Annotated in this window: 23 protein-coding genes, 1 tRNA gene and 2 pseudogenes; 14 read left to right on the forward strand and 12 right to left on the reverse strand. The window is 72.6% G+C overall.

From position 1 onward, the window contains the following. Positions 1-44 precede the first annotated feature (44 nt). Together ABC138_RS08765 and ABC138_RS08770 are read left to right on the forward strand one after the other, a co-directional pair. A complete protein-coding gene (locus tag ABC138_RS08765) occupies positions 45-629 on the forward strand; it encodes a helix-turn-helix domain-containing protein (protein WP_345913434.1) in 585 nt (194 codons plus the stop codon). Beyond that, positions 622-1710: pseudogene (locus tag ABC138_RS08770) on the forward strand (MFS transporter); the annotation flags it as partial. The gene ABC138_RS08765 and the pseudogene ABC138_RS08770, both read left to right, overlap by 8 nt. A gap of 165 nt (positions 1711-1875) precedes the next feature. Here the strand turns inward: ABC138_RS08770 and ABC138_RS08775 are convergent. The 6 genes and pseudogenes from ABC138_RS08775 to ABC138_RS08800 all read right to left on the reverse strand — a co-directional run bounded on the left by ABC138_RS08775 (position 1876) and on the right by ABC138_RS08800 (position 8059). Then, complete coding sequence (locus tag ABC138_RS08775) at positions 1876-2820, reverse strand: ADP/ATP-dependent (S)-NAD(P)H-hydrate dehydratase (protein ID WP_345913435.1); 945 nt, start codon at positions 2818-2820, stop codon at positions 1876-1878. Further along, a complete protein-coding gene (locus tag ABC138_RS08780) occupies positions 2813-3565 on the reverse strand; it encodes a histidine phosphatase family protein (RefSeq protein WP_068327485.1) in 753 nt (250 codons plus the stop codon). Before ABC138_RS08780 ends, ABC138_RS08775 begins: the two co-directional genes overlap by 8 nt. 41 nt (positions 3566-3606) lie before the next feature. After that, a pseudogene (locus ABC138_RS08785) lies at positions 3607-3744 on the reverse strand (acyl-CoA dehydrogenase family protein); the annotation flags it as partial. Between the two features lie 29 nt (positions 3745-3773). Next, positions 3774-4625, reverse strand: a complete 852-nt coding sequence (locus tag ABC138_RS08790) for a CoA transferase (protein ID WP_345913436.1) — start codon at positions 4623-4625, stop codon at positions 3774-3776. 2 nt (positions 4626-4627) lie between these two features. Beyond that, positions 4628-6802, reverse strand: coding sequence for a 3-hydroxyacyl-CoA dehydrogenase NAD-binding domain-containing protein (locus tag ABC138_RS08795; protein WP_345913437.1), 2175 nt, complete (start codon positions 6800-6802; stop codon positions 4628-4630). Positions 6803-6838: 36 nt separating this feature from the next. Then, entirely contained in the window at positions 6839-8059 is a 1221-nt protein-coding gene (locus tag ABC138_RS08800) for an acetyl-CoA C-acetyltransferase (RefSeq protein WP_345913438.1), read from the reverse strand. 112 nt (positions 8060-8171) lie between these two features. Here ABC138_RS08800 and ABC138_RS08805 point away from each other — a divergent pair, with 112 nt between their 5' ends. The 3 genes from ABC138_RS08805 to ABC138_RS08815 all read left to right on the forward strand — a co-directional run bounded on the left by ABC138_RS08805 (position 8172) and on the right by ABC138_RS08815 (position 10108). Next, entirely contained in the window at positions 8172-8735 is a 564-nt protein-coding gene (locus tag ABC138_RS08805) for a TetR/AcrR family transcriptional regulator (RefSeq protein ID WP_068425314.1), read from the forward strand. 206 nt (positions 8736-8941) lie between these two features. After that, on the forward strand, positions 8942-9490 hold the full coding sequence (locus ABC138_RS08810; protein WP_068425319.1) for an NYN domain-containing protein: 549 nt from the start codon (positions 8942-8944) through the stop codon (positions 9488-9490). Positions 9491-9508: 18 nt separating this feature from the next. Continuing rightward, positions 9509-10108 (forward strand): dihydrofolate reductase family protein, encoded by a 600-nt coding sequence (locus tag ABC138_RS08815; protein WP_345913439.1) that lies wholly within the window; start codon positions 9509-9511, stop codon positions 10106-10108. A 39-nt stretch (positions 10109-10147) separates the two neighbouring features. Here the strand turns inward: ABC138_RS08815 and ABC138_RS08820 are convergent, their stop codons facing one another. Continuing rightward, the gene (locus ABC138_RS08820) at positions 10148-11026 is read right to left on the reverse strand and encodes a crotonase/enoyl-CoA hydratase family protein (protein ID WP_345913440.1); all 879 of its coding nucleotides are present in this window, start codon (positions 11024-11026) and stop codon (positions 10148-10150) included. A gap of 74 nt (positions 11027-11100) precedes the next feature. Next, positions 11101-12327 (reverse strand): globin domain-containing protein, encoded by a 1227-nt coding sequence (locus tag ABC138_RS08825; RefSeq protein WP_345913441.1) that lies wholly within the window; start codon positions 12325-12327, stop codon positions 11101-11103. A gap of 236 nt (positions 12328-12563) precedes the next feature. Between ABC138_RS08825 and ABC138_RS08830 the strand changes: the two genes are divergently transcribed. After that, positions 12564-12998, forward strand: coding sequence for a hypothetical protein (locus ABC138_RS08830; protein ID WP_345913442.1), 435 nt, complete (start codon positions 12564-12566; stop codon positions 12996-12998). Positions 12999-13057: 59 nt separating this feature from the next. Here the strand turns inward: ABC138_RS08830 and ABC138_RS08835 are convergent. Continuing rightward, positions 13058-13140, reverse strand: a tRNA-Leu gene (locus tag ABC138_RS08835). A 256-nt stretch (positions 13141-13396) separates the two neighbouring features. Next, positions 13397-14020: a MerR family transcriptional regulator gene (locus tag ABC138_RS08840; protein WP_338539069.1), complete on the reverse strand. Its 624-nt coding sequence runs from the start codon at positions 14018-14020 to the stop codon at positions 13397-13399. A 77-nt stretch (positions 14021-14097) separates the two neighbouring features. Here ABC138_RS08840 and ABC138_RS08845 point away from each other — a divergent pair, with 77 nt between their 5' ends. From ABC138_RS08845 to pknB, 8 genes are all read left to right on the forward strand, one after another. Then, the gene (locus ABC138_RS08845) at positions 14098-14595 is read left to right on the forward strand and encodes a DUF4188 domain-containing protein (protein WP_068327522.1); all 498 of its coding nucleotides are present in this window, start codon (positions 14098-14100) and stop codon (positions 14593-14595) included. A gap of 33 nt (positions 14596-14628) precedes the next feature. Continuing rightward, complete coding sequence (locus ABC138_RS08850; RefSeq protein WP_345913443.1) at positions 14629-15177, forward strand: DUF3253 domain-containing protein; 549 nt, start codon at positions 14629-14631, stop codon at positions 15175-15177. A 116-nt stretch (positions 15178-15293) separates the two neighbouring features. Continuing rightward, complete coding sequence (locus ABC138_RS08855) at positions 15294-16208, forward strand: FhaA domain-containing protein (RefSeq protein WP_345913444.1); 915 nt, start codon at positions 15294-15296, stop codon at positions 16206-16208. Between the two features lie 34 nt (positions 16209-16242). Beyond that, positions 16243-16743, forward strand: a complete 501-nt coding sequence (locus tag ABC138_RS08860; RefSeq protein ID WP_068327529.1) for an FHA domain-containing protein — start codon at positions 16243-16245, stop codon at positions 16741-16743. Beyond that, positions 16743-17981: a Stp1/IreP family PP2C-type Ser/Thr phosphatase gene (locus ABC138_RS08865; protein WP_068327532.1), complete on the forward strand. Its 1239-nt coding sequence runs from the start codon at positions 16743-16745 to the stop codon at positions 17979-17981. The genes ABC138_RS08860 and ABC138_RS08865 overlap by 1 nt, the downstream gene beginning before the upstream one ends. Next, positions 17981-19354, forward strand: a complete 1374-nt coding sequence (locus ABC138_RS08870; protein WP_068329274.1) for an FtsW/RodA/SpoVE family cell cycle protein — start codon at positions 17981-17983, stop codon at positions 19352-19354. The genes ABC138_RS08865 and ABC138_RS08870 overlap by 1 nt, the downstream gene beginning before the upstream one ends. Further along, a complete protein-coding gene (locus ABC138_RS08875) occupies positions 19351-20805 on the forward strand; it encodes a penicillin-binding transpeptidase domain-containing protein (RefSeq protein ID WP_068425332.1) in 1455 nt (484 codons plus the stop codon). The genes ABC138_RS08870 and ABC138_RS08875 overlap by 4 nt, the downstream gene beginning before the upstream one ends. A gap of 70 nt (positions 20806-20875) precedes the next feature. Next, positions 20876-22798 carry a Stk1 family PASTA domain-containing Ser/Thr kinase gene (gene pknB, locus ABC138_RS08880; protein WP_338539071.1) on the forward strand — a complete coding sequence of 641 codons (1923 nt, stop codon included), beginning with the start codon at positions 20876-20878 and terminating at the stop codon, positions 22796-22798. Positions 22799-22809: 11 nt separating this feature from the next. On the opposite strand, the gene ABC138_RS08885 is transcribed toward pknB, so the two are convergent. Both ABC138_RS08885 and ABC138_RS08890 read right to left on the reverse strand, forming a co-directional pair. Beyond that, the gene (locus ABC138_RS08885; RefSeq protein WP_338539072.1) at positions 22810-23796 is read right to left on the reverse strand and encodes a YihY/virulence factor BrkB family protein; all 987 of its coding nucleotides are present in this window, start codon (positions 23794-23796) and stop codon (positions 22810-22812) included. A 14-nt stretch (positions 23797-23810) separates the two neighbouring features. Next, on the reverse strand, positions 23811-24467 hold the full coding sequence (locus ABC138_RS08890; protein WP_068329276.1) for an aminodeoxychorismate/anthranilate synthase component II: 657 nt from the start codon (positions 24465-24467) through the stop codon (positions 23811-23813). Positions 24468-24470: the final 3 nt, after the last annotated feature.

The raw sequence follows: 24470 nt of genomic DNA on the forward strand, positions 1-24470 counted from the left end.
ATACGCCTCTTTGCAAACACACCTTTGCGGTCTAGCCTCGTCCCATGGAGTCCGTCGTCCCCGACATCACCCAGCTCAAGGCCCTCTCGCACCCGGTGCGCCTGCGCCTGCTCGGCATGCTGCGCACGCTCGGCCCCGCCACGGCGAGCCAGGTCGCGCGCCGCCTCGGGCTCAACTCTGGCGCGACGAGCTACCACCTGCGCCAGCTCGCGGAGCACGGGTTCATCGAGGAGGCGCCCGAGCTCGGCACCAGGCGGGACCGCTGGTGGCGGGCGAGCGCGCTGTCGACCTCGGTGCGCGACGAGGACGTGACCACGGACGAAGGGAGGGACGCCACCGACGCCTTCCACCAGCTGGCGGTGACACACTCGGCGAGCCGGATGCAGGCGGCCGCGACCCGCCGTGGGGGCGAATCCGGCGCCTGGCGTCCGCTCACCTCGATCAGCGATCTGCAGGTGCCCGTGACGGCGGAGCAGGCGGCGAGGATCCAGGAGCGCTTCGAGGCCCTCGTCTGGGAGGTCCTCGAGGAGCATCCCCCGACCCCCGGCCCCCTCGAGGAGGGCCAGCGCCGCTACGCCGTCATCGTCTCGAGCTTCCCCACCGAGGACGAGGACCCCTGGGATGCGTGAGCCGCTCTCCCCCGATGCCGCCCGCCGCGTCTTCCTCACCCTGACGACGACCCGCTGGCTGCCGATCGGCTTCGTCGTCGGGCTCTTCACGCTCTGGCAGCTCGAGCGGGGTCTGACCCTCCCGCAGGCCCTCACCGCCTCCGCGGTCATGGGCGTCGCGGTCGTGGCACTGGAGCTGCCGACGTCCGGCTTCGCCGACGCGCTCGGCCGCCGCCCGGTGCTGGTCGCGGCCGCGGTCGCCAACGTCGCGTCGATGGTGGCGCTGCTCGTGGCCCAGTCCTTCCTCGCCTTCATCCTCGCGTCCTTGCTCACCGGTGTCTTCCGCGCGCTCGACTCGGGGCCGCTGGAGGCCTGGTACGTCGACACGGTCCACGTGAGCCGTCCGGGCGCGGACGTCGACCAGGACCTCTCCCGCTCGACCTCGATCCTCGGCCTGGCGATCGCCGGTGGGGCGCTGCTGTCCGGTGGGCTCGTCGCGTGGCACCCGATCGGGTCGCACTCGGCGCTGTGGCTGCCGGTCGTCGTCTGCCTGGCGCTGTCGGTGGTCCACCTGGTCGCGGTCGTCGCGCTCATGCGCGAACCGGTCACCCACCTCGACTCGACGGGCTGGGCCCGCGCGGCGACGTCGGCCAGGGCCACGCCGCGCATCATCGGGTCCGGTCTGCGGCTCGTGCGCGACAACCCGGTGCTGCGCGGGCTGGTGCTGCTCGAGTGCTTCTGGAGCACGGCGCTCATCGCCTCGGAGTCGCTCACCCCGGTGCGGATGGCCGAGCTCCTCGGCGGCGAGGAGCGCGCCGGCGTCGTCATGGGTCCGATCGCGGCCGTCGCGTGGCTCGTCTTCGCGGTCGGGGCGTGGGCGTGCGGCAGGGCCTCTGCTCGCTGGGGCGTGGCCCGCGCGGCGATCCTCGGCCGGCTCGTGCACAGCGTCCTGACGATCGGCATGGCGCTGGCGGTCGGCCCCATCGGCCTCGTCATCGCCCACCTGCTCGCCTACACCGGCCACGGCATGCAGGGCCCGGCCTACAACGCGCTGCTGCACCGCGAGGCGAGCTCGGCCAACCGCTCGACCGTGCTGTCGCTCGCCTCGATGTCGGCCTTCGGCTTCACCGCGATCACCATGCCCCTGGCCGGTCTGCTCGCCTCCGCGACGTCGACCCAGCTCGCGATGGCGGCCGCCGGCGTCTTCGGCCTGGGCGGCGTGTGGTGCCTCCTGCCGGCGCTGCGGGCCGAGCGTTCGCTCGGGGACTCAGTCGCCCCGCAGCGTCCCGAGGACGAGGGGCAGCTCCGGTGGGATCTCGCTCGCGAGGTAGCCGACCCGACCGAAGCGGGCTGCGAGGGCGTCGCCGGCAGCCGCGTGGACGTACTTCGCCCAGACCAGCGACTGCACCAGCCCGGCGCCCCGTGAGAGCAGACCCAGGGCGGCCCCGGCCACGACATCACCACTGCCCGACGTGCCGAGCCCGGTGTCACCGGTCGTGACCTGCCAGACATCGCCGCCGGCGACGATCCAGCTGTCGCAGCTCACCACCGCGCCGAACCGCCGCGCCACGGCCAGGGCAGCATCCACGACGTCGTCCTCGGCCAGCGTGTCCCGGTCGACGAGCCGGGCCAGCTCGCTGGAGTTGGGGGTGAGCAGGAGCCTGCCGGCGAGTGCGCGGGCGACCTGGTCCGGGACGTCCGGCAGTATCGTCGCCGCGAACGCGTCGAGGACGATGGGGGTGCCCTCCGGCAGCACCCCGACGACCTCGTGGAGGAGCCGGGCCGAGCCCTCGGCGTCGGAGAGACCGGGTCCGACGAGCACCGCATCCGCTCGCGACAGCTCCCACTCGAGCAGGACCCCGCAGTCCTCCCCCGTGACGGCACCACGGCCGTCCTGCGGCAGCCCTGTCGTGCCGCACTCGGGCACCGCGACGGCCACCTGCGTGGCGACCCCCTCCGCCGTGGCCAGGTGCAGCCGACCGGCACCCATCCGCAGCGCGGAGACCCCGGCCAGGATCGCTCCGCCGGGGGTCGAGCAGGAGCCGCCCACCACGAGGGCCAGGCCACGGCTGTACTTGGTCCCGTCCGGCTCGGGCAGCGGCCAGGACCGCAGCAGCGCCGGGGTGACCAGGCGCGGCAACCTCGGCGAGCCGCCCTCCACCCCCGCGACCACGCCGCTGTCGGGCCCTCGAGGAGCGCTCTCCTCAGGCACGCTCGGCCCCGACCTCGTCCGAGGCGCCGGGCTGATCCGTCACCTCGACGCCCTCCTCGCGCAGGTGGGAGTCCAGGTTGTACTCCGTCACGACCCATCCGGTCACGGACTCCTCGTCGCGGCGGATCCGGCAGATGGCGGCGTTGCGCAACCCGTTGGTGCGCGCCCGCTCGAGCACCTCCTCCTCGCCGAGGCCCTCGGCGACGTAGCAGAAGAGCAGCAGGACGACGTCGTGCCCGGTGACGAGGACCCGCTCGTGCGTCTCGGTGTTGGCGAGATCGGTCAGCACGCCGCGCACGCGTTGGGCGACATCGGCCCACGACTCGCCGCCCGGCGGGCGGTAGTAGAACTTGCCCAGCCACTGGCGTCGCTCCGCCTCCTCGGGGAAGCGGGCCGTGATCCCCTGCGCGGTGAGCTGGTCGGTGATCCCCATGTCGCGGTCCCGCAGCCGCTCGTCGACGCGGTAGTCGAGGTCCACCTCGGCGACGGCCAGGGCGCGCTCCGCCGTCTCGCGAGCGCGACGATAGGGACTCGTCCAGATCACCTGGGGCTGCTCATCAGGTGGGAGCGCGGTCAACCAGCGCCCCACGGCGTCGGCCTGTCGTTGCCCGACCTGCGACAGCACGACGTCGGGGTCCCGCGCCGGCACCTCGATCCGGTCCCTGCGCTCCGCCTGCGCTCGTTCCGCAGCGACATTCCCCTCGGACTGGCCGTGCCGCACGAGAATCACATCAGTCAGACCCATGGTGCGACCTTAGACAACGCACGGACGGAGCGGGAAGGGACTCACAGGGTGCGGGAGATCAGCTCCTCCGTGATCTCGTTGGTCCCGCCGTAGATCTTGTGCACGCGAGCGCCGGCGTACAGGCGCGCGATCGGGTACTCGAGCATGTAGCCGTAGCCGCCGAATTGCTGCAGGCAGCGGGAGCGGTGGCGGGCGTGCGGTGGGCGGGTCAGGGAGCGGTGGCGGCGCGAAGGGGGGTGAGCGGGATGTCGTGGGCCTGCGCCCACTCCTCCCACTCGTCGACGGAGCGCTCCGCGAAGACGGCCTGGAGTCGCTCGCGGGAGAGCTCCTCGGCCGGGATGCCGAGGACCTCGAGCAGGCGGGCGGTGAAGTGCGGCTCGAGGGCCGCGAGCGCGATGCGGCCGTCGGCCCCGTCGTAGATGCCGTAGGCCGGGAAACCGCCCCCGAGCAGGGCGCCCGGCGCGGTGAGGCGGTGGGCGAGCGGGCGCGACATCGTCTCCGACAGGTCGGAGAGGGCGACCTCGCGGCGCACCCCTTCGCCGACCCGGGCCCGGGCGACGAGCGCCGCCGCGGCCTCGGCCGCTGCCCGCTCCGACCCGGCGAGGTCGACGACGAGGGTGGCGGGCATCCCCCCTTCGCCCAGCAGGCCGGTGGCGGCCTGGTACGTGAGGTCGTGCCCGGGGGTCTCCGCGTCGTCGCCGGGGTAGCCGACGATGTCGACCTGGCAGACCTGCGGGTGCCGCGCGTGCACGGACGCGAAGTCGAGCCCGAGCCGACGCAGCGCCGACGGCCGCGAGCTCGTGACGAGGACGTCTGCGGCAGCGAGCAGCTCGTCGAGCTCGGCCCGGCCGGCGTCGGACTTCAGGTCGACCCGGCGCACCTCCTGACCGACGTGCAGCTCGTCGAAGTAGGCCCTCGCGAACTGCTCCATCGGGTCACCGCCCGGCGGGACGACGGTGACGACGTCCGCCCCCTGCCGGGTGAGCCGCGCGACGGCGGCCGGCCCCGGCAGGTTGACCGCGACGGACACGACACGGACGCCGGTCAGGGGTGCGTCCACGGTCAGGCCTGGTCGACCAGGGTGCCGGTGGCGACGCGACCGCGCAGCCACGCCGACGGGCGGAACCGCTCGCCGTAGGTGTCGGCGAGCTCGTCGGCCCGGGCGACGAAGCCGGCCAGGCCCCCTTCGTAGTTGGTCATGAAGGTCGCCGGACCACCGGTGTGCGGCGGGAAGCCGATCCCGAAGATGCCGCCGATGTTGGCCGACTCCGCGTCCGTGAGGACCCCGTCCTCGAAGCAGCCCGCGGTCTCCAGCGCCATGACGAAGAGGTACCGGTCCTGCAGGTCGCGCATCGGAACCTGCGTCCCCTTCGCGAACCGCTCGCGCAGGCCGGGCCACAGCACCTTGGGGCCGTCCGCCGGGTAGTCGTACATGCCGGCGCCTGCGGCGCGGCCCTTGCGCCCCTCGGCCACGAGGCTGTCGATGAGCTCCTCGCCCGGGCCCTTGGTCAGGGTCCTGCCCTCCGCGGCAGCGCCCTTCTCGGCCTCCGCGCGGATGTGCTGGGTGAGGGTCAACGAGACCTCGTCGAGCATCGCCAGCGGCGGCGCCGGGAAGCCGGCGCTCGTCGCGGCCCGCTCGACGACCATCGGGTCGATCCCCTCGGCCACCGCGACGGCACCCTCGAGGATCAGCGTGCCGAAGACCCGGCTCGTGTAGAAGCCGCGGCCGTCGCCGACGACCACGGGGATCTTGCGGATCTGCTGGACGAGGTCGACCGCGCGGGCGACCGCCTCGTCGGAGGTCTGCTCACCGCGGATGATCTCGACGAGCTGCATCTTGTCCACCGGGGAGAAGAAGTGCAGGCCGATGAAGTCCCGGGGCCGGGTCGCGAACTCCTGCAGCGAGGTGATCGGCAGCGTCGAGGTGTTGGAGCACAGCAGCACATCGGACTCGACCACTGATTCAACCTCGGTGAAGACCTGCTTCTTCAGCTCGTAGTCCTCGAAGACGGCCTCGATGACGACGTCGACGCCGGCGAGGTCCGCCGCGTCGGCCGTCGGGGTGATGCGCGCCAAGATGGTGCTGGCGGCGTCGTCCGAGAGCTTGCCGCGCTCGACGCGCCGGGCGAGGAGCTTCTCCGAGTAACCCTTGCCCCTGGCCGCGCCCTCGACCGAGACGTCCTTGAGGACCACGTCGATGCCCGCCATCGCGGCGGAGTAGGCGATGCCGGCACCCATCATCCCGGCGCCGAGGATGCCGACCCTGCCGACGGTCCGCTTCTCGATGCCCGCCGGGCGCAGCTTGCCGCTGTTGATCGCCTGCAGGTCGAAGAAGAAGGCCTGGATCATCGCCGTCGACTCACGACCGGCGGCGAGCTCGGTGATGTAGCGCGACTCGATGCGGCTCGCGGTGTCGAAGTCGACCTGGGCGCCCTCGACGGCCGCCGCGAGGATCGCGCGGGGCGACCTGGTCGGGGCACCCTTGAGCGTCTTGCGCAGGTTCGCGGGGAAGGCCGGCAGGTTGGCCGCGAACTTCGGGACCGACGGGGTGCCACCGGGGATCTTGTACCCCTTGACGTCCCACGGCTTCACGGCCGCGCTCTCGTCGTCGCGGTGCTCGCGGATCCACTGCTTGGCGGCCGGGACGAGCTCCTCGCGGGTGGCGACGAGCTGGTCGACGACCCCCTTCGCCTGCGCCTGCGCCGGGGCGTACTGCTGACCCTGCAGCAGCCAGCCCATGAGGGCCTCCTGGATGCCGAGCATCCTTACGAGGCGCGTGACGCCGCCGCCACCCGGCAGCAGCCCGAGGGTGACCTCGGGCAGGCCGAGCTTGATCCTGGGGTCGTCGACGGCGATGCGGTGGTGCGTCGCGAGCGCGAGCTCGAGACCGCCACCGAGGGCGGTGCCGTTGATCGCGGCGACGACCGGCGTGCCGAGCTGCTCCAGCCGGCGCAGCTGGGACTTGATGCGCTCGATGCCGGCGAAGAACTCGCCGGCCCTCTCGGGGGTGACCGACTGCAGGTCGGTGAGGTTGCCGCCGGCGAAGAAGGTCTTCTTGGCGGAGGTCAGGACCACGCCGGTGATCTCGTCGCGCTCGGCCTCGAGGCGGTCGACGGTCTCCCCCATCGCCGCGGTGTACGTGTCGTTCATGGTGTTGGCGCCGGCGCCGGGGTCGTCCATCGTCAGGGTGACGATGCCCTCGTCGTCGCGCTCGTACCGGATCATGTTCTCGCTCATGGCTGTTCTTCGATTCCTGTCCGTGACGAAGGGGGGTCAGACGCGCTCGACGACGGTCGCGACACCCATGCCGCCGCCGATGCACAGGGTGGCGATGCCGCGCTCGAGGTCGCGGCGCTCGAGCTCGTCGACGAGCGTGCCGAGGATCATCGCGCCCGTGGCACCGAGCGGGTGGCCCATGGCGATCGCGCCGCCGTTGACATTGGTCTGCTCCTCGCTCCAGCCCATGTCGCGCATGAGCTTGAGGGCGACGGCCGCGAAGGCCTCGTTGATCTCGACGAGGTCGATGTCCCCGGCGGTCATGCCGACGCGGTCGAGCGCCTTGCGGCACGAGGGCGCGGGACCGGTGAGCATGATCGTCGGCTCGGAGCCGATGACGGCGGTCGAGATGATGCGGGCGCGGGGGGTGAGGCCCATCTCCTCGCCGACGCGCTCGTTGCCGACGAGCAGCAGGGCCGCGCCGTCGACGATGCCCGAGGAGTTCCCGGCGTGGTGCACGTGCCTGATCTGGTCGACGTGCGGGTACTTCTCCGTGGCGACGAAGTCGAAGCCGCCCTGCTCGCCCATCGCGGCGAAGGAGGGGCGCAGCCCGCCGAGCGACTCGGCGGTCGTGCCGGGGCGGATCGTCTCGTCGCGGTCGAGGATCGTGATGCCGTTGGCGTCCGTGACGGGGATGACGGACCGGTCGAAGTACCCGCCCGCCCACGCCGCCGCGGCGCGCTCGTGGGACTGCGCGGCGAAGCGGTCGACCTCGGCGCGGTCGTAGCCCTCGATCGTCGCGATGAGGTCGGCGCTGATGCCCTGCGGGACGAAGTCGGTCTCGAGCGAGGTCCGCGGGTCCAGCGCCCACGCGCCGCCGTCGCTGCCCATGGGCACGCGCGACATCGACTCGACGCCACCGGCGATGAGCAGGTCCTCGAAGCCGGAGCGCACGCGCGAGGCCGCCTGGTTGACGGCCTCCAGGCCGGAGCCGCAGAAGCGGTTGAGCTGCACGCCCGCGACCGGCTCCGGGTAGCCGGCCTTGAGCGCGGCGATGCGCGGGAGGACCGCGCCCTGGTCGCCGACCGGCGAGACGATGCCCATGACGAGGTCGTCGACCTGCGCGGCGTCCAGCCCGGGGTTGCGCTCCCGCAGCGCGTGCAGGAGACCGACGGTCAGGTCGATCGGCTTGACCTCGTGGAGGGAGCCGGACGACTTCCCCTTCCCACGGGGGGTGCGGACGGCGTCGTAGATGACGGCCTGGGGCTGCTCGGGCATGGCCGGCTCCTTCGGGTCACGGGGGGATGATCTGCTGCGCACCCTACGCACGCGTTGAACACTTGTGCAATGGTGTGTCCGACAGTTCACACGACGAGCAAAAGGGAGCCCCGTGACCTCACCCGCGACCGACTCGCGCGAGCGGATCCGCGCGACGGCCCTCGCGCTCTTCGCGGCGCGTGGCGTCGGGGCGACGAGCCTGCGTGAGGTCGCCCGCTCCGCCGGGGTCGCACCCGGTCTCGTCGGGCACCACTTCGGGGGCAAGGACGGGCTGCGGGAGGCCGTGGACGACTTCGTCGTGCTGCGGTTCCGCGAGGCCCTCGCCTCGGTCCCGCTCGAAGGGAGCACCGCCGAGATCGCGGCGGCCCGCGACCGCGCCATCGCCCGGATGTTCGCCGGCAACCCCGACGTCGTCGACTACCTGCGACGCGTCGTCGTCACCCCCGAGCCGGGCGACGTCGGGCTGGCCCGCAAGCTCGTCCAGGAGACGGTCGCCCAGACCCAGACCCTGCGCGACCACGGCGTCACCCGCAGCCGGGTGCCCGTGACCGAGCAGGCCGTGACCGTCCTCGTGCGGCAGATCGGCGCCTGGCTCCTGCAGCCGACCCTCGGGCGGCTGTGGCAGCTCGCCGGCGCCGAGGGGGAGCCTCCGAAGGTCCGCATCACCCTCGACTAGCTAGGCGTCGGGATCGGCGTTCTCCGGGCACTGGCACCACTGGTCGGCGGGCACCTGCGCCCGCACCTGGGCGACGTGCTCGCCGCACCCGCTCCACGTCGTCTTGCCACATCTCGGGCACCGGACCGGCATGCACACGGGCGGCTCACTCCCCTTCGTCGTCGTGCCGGCAGACGCGCCGACCCGACCCACAGTAAGGTCCGAGCATGGCCGAGCGCACCACGTACCTCCTCGTCGACGGGGAAAACATCGACGCGACCCTGGGGGTCTCCGTCCTCGGCCGCCGTCCGGAGCCGCAGGAGCGCCCGCGGTGGAACACGCTGCTGGAGTACACCGAGACCGCGTGGGACCAGCCGGTCAAGGGTCTGTTCTTCCTCGCCGTCGCCGGTGAGCTGCCGGCCTCCTTCGTCCAGGCGCTGCTCGCCATGGGCTACCGGCCCGTGCCGCTGCGCGGCGAGGGCAAGGTCGTCGACATCGCGATCCAGCGCACCGCCGAGGCGCTCCTGGAGCGCGACGCGGACGTCATGCTCGTCAGCCACGACAACGACTTCACCCCGCAGATGGAGGCGCTCGCGCGGGACGAGGAGCGCCGCATCGGCGTCGTCGGCTTCGGCGAGTTCATGGCGAACGGGCTGCGGCAGGTCGACGGCATGGAGTTCTTCGACCTGGAGTACGACGTCTCGGCCTTCAGGAGCCGGCTGCCGCGCGTCCGGGTCATCGAGATCGACGAGTTCGACCCGCTCGAGTTCATCTGAGACGAAGGGGGCGGCGCCGTGGGCATCGTCTGCACCGACATCGCGGTCTCCGCCGACGGCTTCGCCGCGGGGCCGCACCAGAGCGAGGCCGCGCCCATGGGCGAGATCGAGGACGGCGCGCTCCACGCGTGGATGCTCGAGGACTACGAGGGCAACCGGGCCGAGGTCGACGCGATCCTCGACGCGGGCGCGACGATCATGGGTCGCAACATGTTCGGTCCCGTCCGCGGTGAGTGGGACCGCGACTGGCGCGGCTGGTGGGGTGACGAGCCGCCGTACCACGGCCCCGTCTTCGTCCTGACGCACTTCCCCCACGAGCCGATCGAGATGGCGGGCGGGACGACCTTCCACTTCGTCACCGAGGGCATCGAGGTCGCGCTCGAGCGGGCCCGTGCGGCGGCCGGCGACGGCAACATCTCCGTCGCCGGCGGAGCGAGCACGGTCAACCAGTTCCTCGCCGCCGGCCTGCTCGACGAGCTGCGCCTGCACGTCACCTCGAGCATCCTCGGGGCGGGCGAGCGGCTCTTCGAGGGCGTGCCGGCCCAGCGGATGGAGCGGGTGTCGGTCCGCGCGACGTCGCTCGTCACGCACCTGACCTACCGGCCGGCGCGCGCCTGAGCCGTCGCCACCCGCGGGTGGGCCCCGGCCACGCGTGGCTCACCCGCCGATCCACTCGTCGTAGAAGTCCGGCATCTGCGACGCCCACCCGGTGAACTGCGGGTCCCGCTTCTCGAGGAAGGCCGCGACGCCATCCTTGCCGTCACCGATGCTCGTGTGGAACATCGCCAGCGAGTCGATCCGGTGCGCCTCGGCCGGGTGGTCCTGGGCTGCATTGCGCCGCAGCATCTGCCGCGCGAGGGCGACGGCGACGGGGGACCTCCCCTTCGTCCACCGGTCGGCGAGCGCGCGGGCCGCCGTGAGCAGGTCGTCCGGCGCGTGCGGGCCGTCCGCCAGCCCCGCGGCGACCGTCGCGTCCGCGTCGAGGATGTCGGCGGAGAGGACGAGGTCGAGGGCGGTCGGCAGCCCGACGATGCGCGGCAGGAACCAGCTCGACGCGGCCTCCGGCACGATCCCGATGCGGCCGAAGACGAAGCCGACCCTGGCCTTGCTCGACACCAGGCGGGCGTCCATCGCCAGGGTCATCGTGGCGCCGATGCCGACGGCCGGGCCGTTGATCGCCGCGATGACCGGCTTGCGGCAGTCGTGGATCGCCAGCGTCACGCGGCCGCCCGTGTCGCGCACGCCCGCGATGAGCGCGGGGTCCTCGAGCCGGTCCATGTCCGCCAGCGACGGGCTCATCGTCTCGTCGAGCCCGAAGACATTGCCCTCCGCCCCCAGGTCCATCCCGGCGCAGAAGGCGCGCCCGGCGCCGGTGACGACCACCGCGCGTACCGCGTCGTCGTCGTTGACCTCCCGGAAGGTCTGCTCGAGCTCCTCGGCCATCTGCGGCGTGAAGGAGTTGAGCTGGTCCGGCCGGTCGAGGGTGACGGTGAGGACCCCGTCGTCGAGGTCGTGCGTGATCGTCGTGTACGTCATGCCCCGACTCTGCCGCACGACGAGGGCGAAGGGGGCCGCACCCGCTGGTGCGGCCCCCTTCGTCGTCGTGGTCCTCAGACGCCGGCGGTGTCCACGTGCGGGATCCAGGTGTCCGGTCCGAAGACCTCGTAGTGGATCCGCTCCTCGGGGACGCCGCGCTCGGCGAGCTGCCCGCGGACGGACTCCATGAAGGGCAGCGGACCGCAGAGGTAGACCTCCGCGGAGGGGTCGATGTCGTCCGACGCGAGGTCGATGCGACCGTGCCGCACGGTCTCGGTCGCCGCACGCGACCCGAGGTCCTCGTACCAGTGGTGCAGCCGCGCGTCGTCGATCCGGCCGACGAGGTCGGCGAGCTCGCGGCGGTGGGCGTGGCGCGCAGGCGAACGGTCGGCGTGCAGGACGGTGACGGGACGGTCGGCGCCCTCCCGGGCGAGGTGGTGGAGCATGCCGATGATCGGTGTGCAGCCGATGCCCGCGGAGACGAGCAGGACCGGGTCGCTGCCCTCCTCGAGGACGAGGTCGCCGAAGGGGAGGGAGACGCGCAGCGTGTCGCCCTCGAAGACCTCCTCGTGGAGGTACGTCGAGACCTCGCCGGCCGGGAGACCGGCGGCCTCGCTCTCGCGGATCGCCTTGACCGTGAAGCCCCACGTCGGGCTGTCGGGCGCTCCCGTCAGGCTGTACTGGCGGATCTGGCGGGCACCGTCGGCCAGCGGGACCTGCACCGAGACGTACTGGCCGGGCAGGGCCTGCGGCAGTGGCGTCCCGTCGCGCCGGGCGACGGTGAAGGCGACCGTGTCGGGCGACTCGTGGTGGCGCGCGGTGACGATGAGCTCCTGCCACACCTCGTGCGGCTCGACGCCGAAGCGGGAGTAGAGGCCCTGCTCGATCCGGATGAGCGCGTGGGCCATGTGCCAGTACACCTCCTCCCAGGCCGCGACGATCTCGGGCGTCGCCGCGTCGCCGAGCACCTGGGCGATCGCCTCGAAGAGGTGCCGGTGGACGATCGGGTACTGGTCGGGGGCGATGCCGAGCGAGGCGTGCTTGTGCGCGATGCGCGAGAGGAGCCCGTCGACCTCGCTCTCCGGCGAGCTGACGAGGAGCGTCGCGTAGGCGGCGATGGCACCGGCGAGCGCCCGCTGCTGGTCACCCTGGGCCTGGTTGCCGCGGTTGAAGAGATCGCGTTCCAGCTCGGGGTGGGCGGCGAACATCCGACGGTAGAAGATCGGGGTGATCTCGTCGATCTTGGCGCCGATGACGGGCAACGTCGACCGGACGATCTCGGCGGACTCGGGTGACAGCACGGACGACCTCCTGGAGCGGTGGCACGGCTCTCGCGCCACCTCGGTGGAGGGCGTGACCCGGCCGGATCACGCTCACCTGCACCGGCGCGGTCAGTCTTCTCCCCCGAGCATTTAATTCACAAATCGAGCCGTGTTTATTCGTTCGACCTCGGGGACGCCTCGGCGGACTCGAGCCGACGCGCCCGCGTAGGGTGCCGTCAAGGACGCGCGGGGCGTCGGCGGGGAGGGCGTCTGTGGTGAGCGGGGACTCCGGGCGGCCGCGTGCGCAGCACGGAGACGCTCCGCGGTGGATCGCGTGGCCGATCCTGGTCACCGTGGTCGGCATCCCGCTCGGCGTCTTGGCCTACGTCCTGGCAGGCGCCGCGGCCCGCGACGGCTCGTGGCGTGAGCAGGCCTGGCCCGGTCCCGCCATCAGCGTCGCGGTCGTGGCCACCCTGCTCTGGCTGGCCTGGTCGGCCGCACGACGGCGACCTCTCGGTCGCGTGGACCGCAGCTACTACCGCCTGGCGCTGCTGGTCATCGGGATGCTCGGGTTCCTCGGCACGTGGCACGCGGGCCTCGTGCTCGGTGCCGCCCTGCTGGCGCTGAGCCTGGTGCTCGACCGCCGCGTCGACCCTGAGCAGGACGACGCCCCCGTGACCCGGGACGCGCGCTTCGGCCCCGGGACCTGATCCCGACCCGGGAACGGACGAGGCCCCGGGTCCGAGGACCCGGGGCCAGCCACTGCTTGTGCGCGAGGGGGGATTTGAACCCCCACGCCCTTTCGGACACTGGCACCTGAAGCCAGCGCGTCTGCCGTTCCGCCACTCGCGCAATGAGTGATGCCCCGCGCGCCATGGGCGCGTGAGCCGTCTCATTGTGCCCCATGACCTGGCGGAATCCCAAAGCGGGGGATCGGTCCCTTCGAGACGCTTGCTGCGCAAGCTCCTCAGGGAGCGGTGGGTGTGGGGGCGCGAGTCGGGCCCTTCGAGACGCTTGCTGCGCAAGCTCCTCAGGGAGCGGTGGACGAGGGCTCCCCAGGGAGCGGTGGACGAGGGCTCCTCAGGGTGCGGTGGACGCGGGCCGCGGGTCACTCCCCTTCGCTCACCGCGAGGTGCTGCTGGGCGAGGCGGCGAAGGGGGGCGAGGACCGGGTCGACGAGGACGGTGCCGAGGACGACCTGGCGCACGGCGCCGGCCGGGTCCGCCGGGACGGAGTCGACGTCGGCCCGGGCGATCCGCAGAACCCCCTCCGCGTACGCCGCCATCCGCTCCTCGTCGAGGCCCAGGCCCGCGGCGTCGCAGGCCGCCCACGCCGTGTCGAGGTCGTCGATGACCGGGTCGTGCGGGTGGACCTGCCACCCCATGTCCGCGAGCCAGCGGCGGGCCCGCGACTCCGGCGCCGGCGCGTCCGCGGGCGGCGGCTCACCGACGAACTCCTCACCCAGGAGCGCCCGCTGGGCCGCGCCGAGGACGTCGACCCGGCCGGTGCCGGGCTGGTCGATGACGGTGAGCACCCGCCTCGTCGTCGCGACGGACAGCCCGCCGACGCCGATGAGTGCGCGGACCAGTCGCACGCGCTCGACGTGCTCCGGCCCGTAGGCGGCACTCGTCCGCGTCAGGGCCTCCCCGGGAGGGAGCAGCCCCTCACGCAGGTAGTACTTCAGGGTCGCCACCGGCACGTCGGTGGCCGCAGCCAGCTCGGAGATCTTCACGCGCCTCACCTCTTGCGCTGGATAGTAGCGGTACCCAATACTGGATACCATCACTATCCGGCCTCTTGGGAGAGACCATGCGCCACGAGACCCACGCCCACGACGGCGACGTCGTCGTCTTCCACATCGGCATGACGATCCGCAAGCCGCACCGGCCCGACCTGTGGTGGGCCCCCTTCGTCGCCATGCCGCAGATGATCGGCGAGCTCTCCCGCAACCGGGCGGCCGCCGAGCGCGGGGAGGCCGAGGACCTCGGCTTCCTGGGCGCCTACACGCTCATGGGTCGCGGCGGCCCGTGGGTCGTCCAGTACTGGCGCAGCACCGACCAGCTCTACCGCTACGCCTCCATGGCCGACGCCAAGCACCTGCCGGCGTGGAAGAAGTTCAACGCCGTCGCGCGCCGGCACCCCGAGGCCGTGGGCATCTGGCACGAGACCTTCGCCGTGCCGGCCGGCGGGATCGAGACGCTCTACGGCAACGGCGCCCGCACCGGCCTCGGAGCGCTCACGGGCACCGTCGAGGCGACCCGACGCGGTCGGGGAGCCCGCGAGCGACTGGGCTCGGCGGTCGCCTGACCCGGACCGCCCACCCGCACTAGGGTCGGCTGCATGCCGCACCACACCCGGGACGGGTCGAGCTCGGACCGTGGCGACGGGAGCGACGGGGTCGAGCACGTCGACGACGGTCGCTACGTGCTCGTCGACGGTCGGCGGTGGCGGGCCAGCGACCCCGCCATCCCCGACGCGCTGCGCGCCGAGCTCGTCTCCGAGCTCATGGCCGCGCGACGGGCGGTGCGCACCGATCCCGGGACGGCGCGTCCGCGGGTCCATGACGCCAAGGTCGCGCTCGGTGAGCGCGGGCACCCGTGGTGGGAGGACGCCGACGAGCAGGCGCGCCGCGAGCGCATCGCAGCCACGTTCAGGGTCCTCCTGCGCCACCGGGACCCGCGCAGCGCGTGCCCCAGTGACATCGCCCGCGCCGTGGGCGGGCCGGGGTGGCGCGACCTCATGGACGAGGTCCGTGCCGTGGCCGCGGCCCTCGCCGCCGACGGGACCCTCGTCGTCACCCAGGGCGGCCAGCCGGTCGACGTCCGCACGGCACGCGGCCCCGTCCGTGTCGTCGCGGGTCCCCGGCTGGGTGCGCCGTCAGGGTCCTGACCCGCGTCGCTCCCCCGTCGGCGCGGGTCCAGCGATCCTCCAGCGTCCGCAGTTAGGATCGGCGCACCCATGTCCATGCGGGCAGGGTCAGACCGAGCGAAGGGAGGAGGGCTTCCGTGAGCCTCTTCGAGCGCATGGAGCGCAAGCTGGAGCGCACCGTCAACGGTGTCTTCGCGCGCGCCTTCCGCGCCGAGGTCCAGCCGCTCGAGCTCGCCTCGGCGCTGCGCCGCGCCATGGACGACCGGGCCACGATGCTCGGCCGCGGCCGCACGATCGTCCCCAACCTCTTCACCATCGAGCTCGCCCCGAGCGACTACGAGCGCCTCACCGAGTTCGACGAGGAGCTCGAGGACGAGCTCGTCGCCGCCGCCCAGGAGCACGCCGAGTCTCAGCGCTACCAGCCCGGAGGCCCGCTGCAGGTCCTCTTCGACGAGGACGAGGAGCTCGAGACCGGCGTCTTCCGCGTGCGCCCTGCCACCGCCCGGCAGCGCGTCGACCGCGCCGAGCAGGTGCGGGCCTACTCCGACGAGCAGGCCGGCGACGACGACGCATACGACGAGTACTCCGGCGGCTGGGACCTCGACGACGAGCCGGACGAGCTCGCCCCGGCCCCGGCCGCCGCCGTCCAGCGGGCGGTGCCGCGACCCCCTTCGCCGCGGCACGTGCCCGAGGACGCGCCGACCTCCGTGCAGCGCCCCCAGCCACCGCGCCAGACCCCGCCACCGGTCTCCGTCCAGGACCGCCCGTGGCTCGAGGTCGACGGCGAGCGCTACCCGCTCGTCTCAGCGATGACCGTGCTCGGCCGCGACGAGAGCGCGGACGTCGTCCTCGACGACCCCGGCATCTCCCGTCGCCACTGCGAGGTGCGCGTCACCCACGACGGGCCGCACCTCGTGACACACCTGCGCGACCTGGGCTCGACCAACGGCACCTTCGTCAACGGCGAGCCCACGGACGCCGTCCGGCTGGGTGACGGTGACCGGATCACCGTCGGTCGCACCCACGCCACCTTCCACGCCGGCCGTCGCTGACGCGTCGCGCCACCCACACACAAGGAGCCCAGAGTTGAGCGAGTTGACGGTCACCGTGCTGCGCCTCGGCCTGCTCGTGCTCCTGTGGGTCTTCGTGCTGTCCGTCGCGTCCGTGCTGCGCACCGACCTCTTCGGCACGCGGGTGGTCAACCGCCGCCCCGCCCCACCCAAGAAGGAGGGGCGCCGCGCCAGCCGCTCCGAGGCCGGCGCCGAGGCGCCGCGCCGGGCGCCGCGCAACCCGCGCACGCCCACCCACCTCGTCCTGACGACCGGCCCGCTCACCGGCACCTCCCTGCCGCTGCGCGACTCCGGCGTGCTCATCGGCCGCAACCCCGAGTGCGCCCTGGTCCTCGACGACGAGTTCGCCTCGGGCCGCCACGCGCGCATCATCCGGGCCGAGGACGGGTGGTACGTCGAGGACCTCGGCTCGACCAACGGCACCTTCCTCGGCCAGTACCGCGTCGGTGACCCCGTGCCCGTCGAGACCGGGACCGCGATCCGGATCGGTCGCACGGTCATCGAGCTGAGGAACTGATGGCGCTGACCTTCCACTTCGCCGCGCGCTCCGACGTCGGTCTCGTCCGCAAGGACAACCAGGACTCGGGGTACGCCGGGCCGCACCTGCTCGTCGTCGCCGACGGCATGGGCGGGCACGCCGGTGGCGACATCGCCTCGGCGACCGCGATCACCGAGCTCGTCGAGATCGACCACGACTCGCTGACGGCCGCGGAGGCCTCGACCCGGCTCAGCCGTGCGATCACCTCGGCCAACACCGAGATCGCCCGCACCGCCGCGGAGCACAGCGAGCTCGAGGGCATGGGCACGACGGTCACCGCGATCATGCGGGCGAGGAACAAGCTGATCCTCGCCCACATCGGCGACTCCCGGGCCTACCTCCTGCGCGAGGGGCGGGTCACGCAGATCACCAAGGACCACTCCTTCGTGCAGACCCTCATCGACGAGGGCCGCATCACCGAGGAGGAGGCGAGCACCCACCCCCAGCGCTCGGTCGTCACCCGCGTGCTCACCGGCGCCGACGGTGACGAGCCCGACCTCGGCGCCCGCGAGGCGCGCCTCGGCGACCGTTACCTGCTGTGCAGCGACGGCCTCTCCGGCTTCGTCGCCCGCGACACCATCGAGGAGATCCTCGCCGCCGGCGCGGCCCCCGGCCGGACCGCCGACGACCTCGTCTCCCTCGCCATCCGCGCCGGGGCGCCCGACAACGTCACGGTCGTCGTCGCCGACGTCGTCGAGGCCGGGTCCGCGCCGTCCACCCAGCCCCAGGTGGTCGGCAGCGCCGCCCTGCGCCGCCCGCGCAAGCGCGTCGACACCTCCCCGGCCGGCAAGGCCGCCGCCCTCACCCGCACCGACGACGAGGACGAAGGGGTGGAGCTCGACGAGGAGGGCGCCACCAGTCGCCGGGGGCGCTGGGGCCGTCGGCTCGGCGGCCTGCTCGTCGTCGTGCTGCTCCTCGGCGCCGGCCTGTACGCCGGGTACGCGTGGACCCAGCAGCAGTACTTCGTCGGGGCGCAGGACGGCAAGGTCACGGTCTACCGGGGCGTGGCCGAGGACCTGGGCCCGATCTCGCTGAGCTCGGCCGTCGACCCGACCGACATCCAGCTGTCCGAGCTGCCCACCTTCTACCGCGACGAGGTCGAGGCGACGATCTCCGTCGACTCGCGCTCCGCCGCCGACCAGCGGGTCGAGAGCCTGCGCGTCGCCGCGGAGAAGTGCGGCCAGCTGCGGGCCACAGGGGAGCCCTGCGGCCGATGATGCGCGCCATCACGACGATCACCCCTGCCCGCGGCCGCAATGTCGAGCTGCTGCTCACCGCGCTCGCCATCGGCGTCGTGATCCTCGCCTACGTCAACGTCTCGGTCGCCGAGTCCGGCGAGGTCCCGCCGGACCTGCTCGGCCACACCGGCCTGCTCGCGGCCATCGCGCTCGTCGTGCACCTCGTGCTGCGCTGGCGGGCCTCCTACGCCGACCCGATCATCCTGCCGATCGTCACGCTGCTCAACGGCATCGGGCTGGTGATGATCCATCGGCTCGACCTGGCCGCAGGGCGAGACTTCAGCGAGGGGCTCGCGCTGCGCCAGCTCATCTGGTCGGGACTGGGTGTCGCCATCGCCCTCGTCGTGCTGATCATGCTGCGTGACCACCGGGTGCTGCGGCGCTACACCTACACCGCCGGGTTCTTCGCGCTGCTCTTCATCACGCTGCCGCTCACCCCCTTCGGCCACTCCGTCTACGGCGCGAAGATCTGGATCAAGCTCGGCGCCTTCACCTTCCAGCCGGCCGAGGTCGCCAAGATCCTGCTCGCGATCTTCTTCGCCGGCTACCTCGTGCAGACCCGCGACATGCTGGCCCTCGCCGGACGCAAGTTCCTCGGCATCAGCTTCCCGCGGGCACGCGACCTCGGGCCGCTCGCCATCGCCTGGCTCGCGGCGGCCGCCGTCCTCGTGCTGGAGAACGACTTCGGCACCACGCTGCTGATCTTCGGGCTCTTCGTCGCGATGCTCTACGTCGCCACCGAGCGGGTCTCGTGGATCGTCCTCGGCCTGACGATGGCCGCGGCCGGCGCCTTCGTCGTCTACCAGTTCGCCTCGCACGTGCAGACCCGCGTCCTGTGCTGGACCGACACCTTCTCCGAGGAGGGCATGCAGCAGTGCGGCCAGCTGGCCACCGGGATCATGGGCATGGCCGCCGGCGGGATCTCGGGCACCGGCCTGGGCCGCGGCCGACCCTGGCTCACCCCGCTGCCGGAGTCCGACTTCATCTTCACCAGCCTCGGTGAGGAGCTCGGCCTCATCGGCGTCTTCGCGCTGATCATGCTCTACGCGCTGCTCGTCGAGCGCGGGCTGCGCTCGGCCATCGGCCTGCGGGACGGCTTCGGCAAGCTGCTGGCCACCGGGCTGACCTTCGTCCTCGCGATCCAGGTCTTCGTCGTCATCGGCGGCGTCACCCGGGTCATCCCGCTGACCGGCCTCACCCTCCCCTTCGTCGCCTACGGCGGATCCTCGCTCCTCACCAACTGGACCCTCGTCGCCATCCTGCTGCGCATCAGCGACCACGCCCGCCGCCCCGAGCCGGAGTTCGACCCGGCGTCGATGGACGAGCCGACCCAGGTGGTGAAGGCCCGGTGAACCAGCCCATCCGCCGCCTGTCGATGCTCGTCGCGATGCTCTTCGTCCTGCTGCTCGGGTCGAGCACGTGGATCCAGGTCCTCGGCTCCCAGGACATCAACGACCGCCCCGGCAACCGGCGCACCCAGCTCGAGAGCTATGCCCGCGAGCGCGGGCAGATCCTGCTCGGCGGCCGGCCGATCGCGCGCTCCACCCCGACGCAGGACGACCTGCAGTGGCAGCGCCGCTACAGCGAGCCCGAGCTGTACAGCCACGTCACCGGCTGGAACTCCTTCACCTACGGCCCCGGTGGTGGCATCGAGAGCGCCGCCGACGGCCTGCTCTCCGGCCGGGACGACCAGCTCTTCTACGACCGTGTGACCGGCACGATCGCCGGGCGCGAGCCCAAGGGCGCCAGCCTCGAGCTGACGATCAACCCCAGGGTGCAGCAGGCGGCCGACGAGGCGCTCGGCGACCAGCGGGGGGCCGTCGTGGCCCTCGACCCGCGCACCGGCGCGGTGCTCGCGATGGTCTCCCATCCCGACTTCGACCCGACGCCCCTGGTGAGCCATGACCCCGCCACGGAGAAGAAGGCCTGGGACTCGCTGAACAGCGACCCGGCACGCCCGCTCGTCAACCGGGCCATCGGCGGCAACCTCTACCCGCCGGGGTCGGTCTTCAAGATCGTCACCGCCGCCGCGGCCATCGAGGACGGTCGCTGGTCCGAGGACTCCTCGATCCCCGGTCCCGCCGTGCTCGACCTGCCCCAGACCGACGTCGGTCTGCCCAACTCGCACCCCGGCGCCTGCGGGCCGGACGACAAGGTGACCCTGGCCGTCGCCATGCAGGACTCGTGCAACACCGCCTTCGGCTGGCTCGGCATGGAGCTCGGCGGCGACGCGGTGCGCGAGCAGGCCGGCAAGTTCGGCTTCGGCGAGGACCTCGACATCCCGATGAGCGTCACGCCGTCGACCGTGCCCGAGGAGCTCAGCCCGCCGCAGGAGGCCCAGGTCGGCATCGGCCAGTACGACGTGCGGGTCACCCCGATGCAGGTCGCGATGGTGACCGCGGCGGTGGCCAACGACGGCGTCGTCATGAAGCCGCACCTCGTGCAGTCGGTGCTCGGCTCGGACCTGTCGAAGATCGACGAGACCAAGCCCGAGCAGCTGTCCAGGGCCATGGAGCCGGAGACCTCCGACCAGCTGACCGACATGATGAAGCTCGTCGTCGAGCAGGGCACCGGCACCCAGGGCGCCGTGCCCGGCTACAGCGTCGCCGGCAAGACCGGCACCGCCGAGCACGCGGACGACGAGGCGCCGCACGCGTGGTTCACCGCCTTCGCCCCGGCCGACAACCCGCAGATCGCCGTCGCGGTCGTCGTCGAGGAGGGCGGCCGGGCGGGCAACGAGGGCTACGGGGGCTCGGTCGCCGGGCCGATCAGCGCGGCCGTGATGAAGGCGGCCCTCCAGTGACCTGCCCAGCAGACGACCCCGACCACACCGGTCACCCGGACACACCGAGCACCTCGCCGAGGGAGAGCGCATGAGCACGTCAGCACCCCGCCTGCTCGGCGGGCGCTACGAGGTCGGTGAGCTCATCGGCCGTGGCGGCATGGCCGAGGTCCACCTCGGTCACGACACCCGGCTCGGTCGACCCGTCGCGATCAAGATCCTGCGCACCGACCACGCCCGGGATGCCGCCTTCCTCGGCCGGTTCCGCCGCGAGGCCCAGTCCGTCGCCGGGCTCAACCACCGCTCGATCGTCGCCGTGTACGACTCGGGCGAGGACCGGCACACCGAGGCCGGTGGGGCCGCCCTCGACATCCCCTACATCGTCATGGAGCTCGTCGACGGCTACACGCTGCGCGAGCTGCTCAACGACTCCGAGCACGGCTACCTCGATCCCGACGAGGCCGCGCGCATCGTCCAGGCGGTCCTCGAGGCACTCGCCTACAGCCACGAGATGGGCATGGTCCACCGCGACATCAAGCCGGGCAATGTCATGGTCACCGACGACGGCAGCGTCAAGGTCATGGACTTCGGCATCGCGCGCGCCCTCGCCGACACCCAGGCCACGATGACCCAGACCCAGGCCGTCATCGGCACCGCCCAGTACATCTCCCCCGAGCAGGCCCGCGGCGAGACGGTCGACCAGCGCAGCGACGTCTACTCGACCGGCTGCCTCCTCTTCGAGCTGCTCACGGGACGGACCCCGTACACCGGTGAGCCGATCTCGCTGACCTACCAGCACGTCAACGCCGACATCCCGCTCCCTTCGTCGATCAACCCCGACGTCCCGCCGCAGCTGGACGCGATCGTCCACCACGCGCTCACCAAGGACCGCGACGAGCGCTACACCGACGCGCGGTCGATGGCCGAGGACCTCAAGGCCTACCGCGGCGGCATGCCGATCAGCCCGGTCGCGACCGACAGCCTCGAGGCGGCCACCGCGACGATCCCGCTCACCGCGCCGCGAGCGGTACCCGTGCCGCGCACCGACCCGGACACCGCCTCCATGCCCGCGACCCAGCCGCGACGGCGCAGCGGGCGGCTGGGGTGGGTCTTCGCGGCCCTCCTGCTCATCCCACTCGCGCTGCTCGGGTGGTTCGCCTGGGACGCCGCGCAGGGACCCGACGTCGTCCAGGTCACCGTGCCCGGGGTCGTCGGCCGCGACGTGGACGCGGCCACGGCCGCGATCGAGAAGGTCGGGCTCGAGGTCGACGTCGAGCAGCGTGCCGACGAGGCCGCGAAGGGCGAGGTGCTCGAGCAGGACCCCCGGGGGGGGACCACCCTGCCCGAGGGCGAGACCGTGACGCTCGTGGCCTCGAGCGGCCCGGACCAGGTACCGGTGCCGAGCCTGTCCGGCAAGGGCCTCGCCGAGGCGACCCGCGACCTCGAGGCCGCCGGGCTCGAGCTCGGGACGGTGACCAAGGAGGACAGCCCGGACCAGACGACCAACCGGGTGATCTCCAGCTCGCCGGGGCCGGCCGAGTCGGTGGCCGCGGGCAGCGAGGTCGACCTCGTCGTCGCGAGCGGCAACGTCGAGCTCGGGGACTACACCGGGCAGCAGGTGGACGACGCGACGCGCGAGATCTTCGGGCTCAACCTCAAGGTCGTCCGCGAGTCGCAGGAGTCGGGCGAGGAGCCCGACACGGTGCTCTCGCAGCGCCCCGGCCCCGGCAAGGTCAAGCAGGGCAGCACGGTCACGCTCGTCGTGGCGCGGCCCCCGGGGCAGACGACGACGGCGACGGTCACCGAGACGCCCACGCCCACGTCGACCACGCCCTCGTCGACCACGTCGACCACGGAGCCGACGACGACCGACTCACCGACGACTGAGCCGAGCCCGACGTCCACGAGCCCCACGTCCGACCCGCTCACGCCGTCGTCCACGACGCCGCGACCGACCGGCCCGCCGACCAACAGCACGACCCAGTCCCCCGCGAGCCCCAACCGGAGCCCATGACCCCGACGAGGTCACTCCGCGGGGTCGTCGTGACCGCGGGACTCGTCGAAGAAGACGTCGATCCGCTGGAAGCCCTTGAGACGCTGCGCCTCCGCGTGGCGTGAGTAGGACCGCTGGTCGGCGGTGGTGAGCACGACCTGGTCGGTGAAGGGCGTGAGCAGCGCCCGCGGCCACAGGTGCTCCTTGCGCACGACGTTGACCTCGACGCAGAGCATCGTCACCACGGCCATCGTGTAGAGGAAGACGAGCAGGCCCAGGACGATGGCGAAGACCGAGTTGAGGTTGCTCGCCCCCTCGATGACCGTGCTGACGTAGAAGGCCCCCACGGTCTGCAGCCCCTGCCACGCGAGCGCCGCGAGGACCGCGCCGGGGAGCACGTCCCACAGGTCCAGCGGCCTGGTCGTCGCGATGACGAAGACGACCCCGAAGACGAGCGTGTTGAGCACGACCGAGGCGATGGTGATCGCCCACCCGGCGTAGCCGCCCGCGACGACCTGCTTGAGGTAGATCGTCAGGCCGGTGGTCAGGACGATCGTCACGCCGGCCACGACGAGCAGGAGCAGCCCGCGCGCCCGGCTGGCGAAGGGGTTGGGCCGAGAGTTGCGCGGGATCATCCACGCCGTGTTGCTGGCGTACTGCAGCGCCTGGCCGACGCCGAGCCCGCCGTAGAGGGCGGCCAACCCACCGATGAGCAGGCCGAGCGGCCCTCCCCCGAGAGTGCCGGTCGAGGCGAGCTCGTCGCCGACGATCGGGAACTCCGACAGGGCCGAGTCGAGGATCGCCTGCTGCCAGTCGGGCTGGTCGCGGAGCACGAATCCGACGACCGTCGACAGGAGCAGCAGGGCCGGGAAGAGCGAGAGGAAGCCGTAGTACGTGAGCAGGGCGCACAGGTACCCGCCGAAGTCGTCGAAGAACTTGTAGACGACCCCGATCGGGAACCCGAGCACGGAGTGGCGCCGCTGCAGCCGGTCGAGCGGACCGACGCGGGGCTCGCCCACAGCAGCCCTGCCGCTCAGCCGGCGGCGACGGCGCGCGCGACGCCCTCGACGTCACGCACGAGCGGGGACATGCCGGCGCTGCGGCCCACGGCGTCGGCGTCGCCGGTCAGGGCGAGCCAGTTGGCGAGAATGCGGTGGCCGCCCTCGGTGAGCACCGACTCGGGGTGGAACTGCACCCCGTGGAGCGGCAGGTCCCGGTGGCGCGCCGCCATGATGACGCCGGACTGCGTGTGGGCGGTCGGCACCAGCTCGTCCGGCACCGTCGCCGGGTCGATCGTCAGCGAGTGGTACCGCGTCGCGGTGAAGGGGGACGGCAGGCCCGCGAGGACCCCCGCCCCGTCGTGCAGCACCCGGCTCGTCTTGCCGTGGAGCAGCTCGGGCGCGCGGCCGACGGTGGCGCCGAGGACGACGCCGAGGGCCTGGTGGCCGAGGCAGACACCGAGCATCGGCTGGGCGCGCTCCGCGCAGGCCTCGATCATCGCCATGGACACGCCCGCACCCTCCGGTGTGCCGGGGCCCGGAGAGACGAGCACCCCGTCGAAGTCCGCGCCGTCACCGGGGCCCAGTGCGTCATTGCGCACGACCGTGGTCTGCGCGCCGAGCTGCTGCAGGTAGCCCACGATCGTGAAGACGAAGCTGTCGTAGTTGTCGACGACGAGGATCTGGCTCACCGG

The sequence above is a fragment of the Janibacter sp. LM genome (assembly GCF_039631275.1).
Classification (GTDB): domain Bacteria; phylum Actinomycetota; class Actinomycetes; order Actinomycetales; family Dermatophilaceae; genus Janibacter; species Janibacter terrae.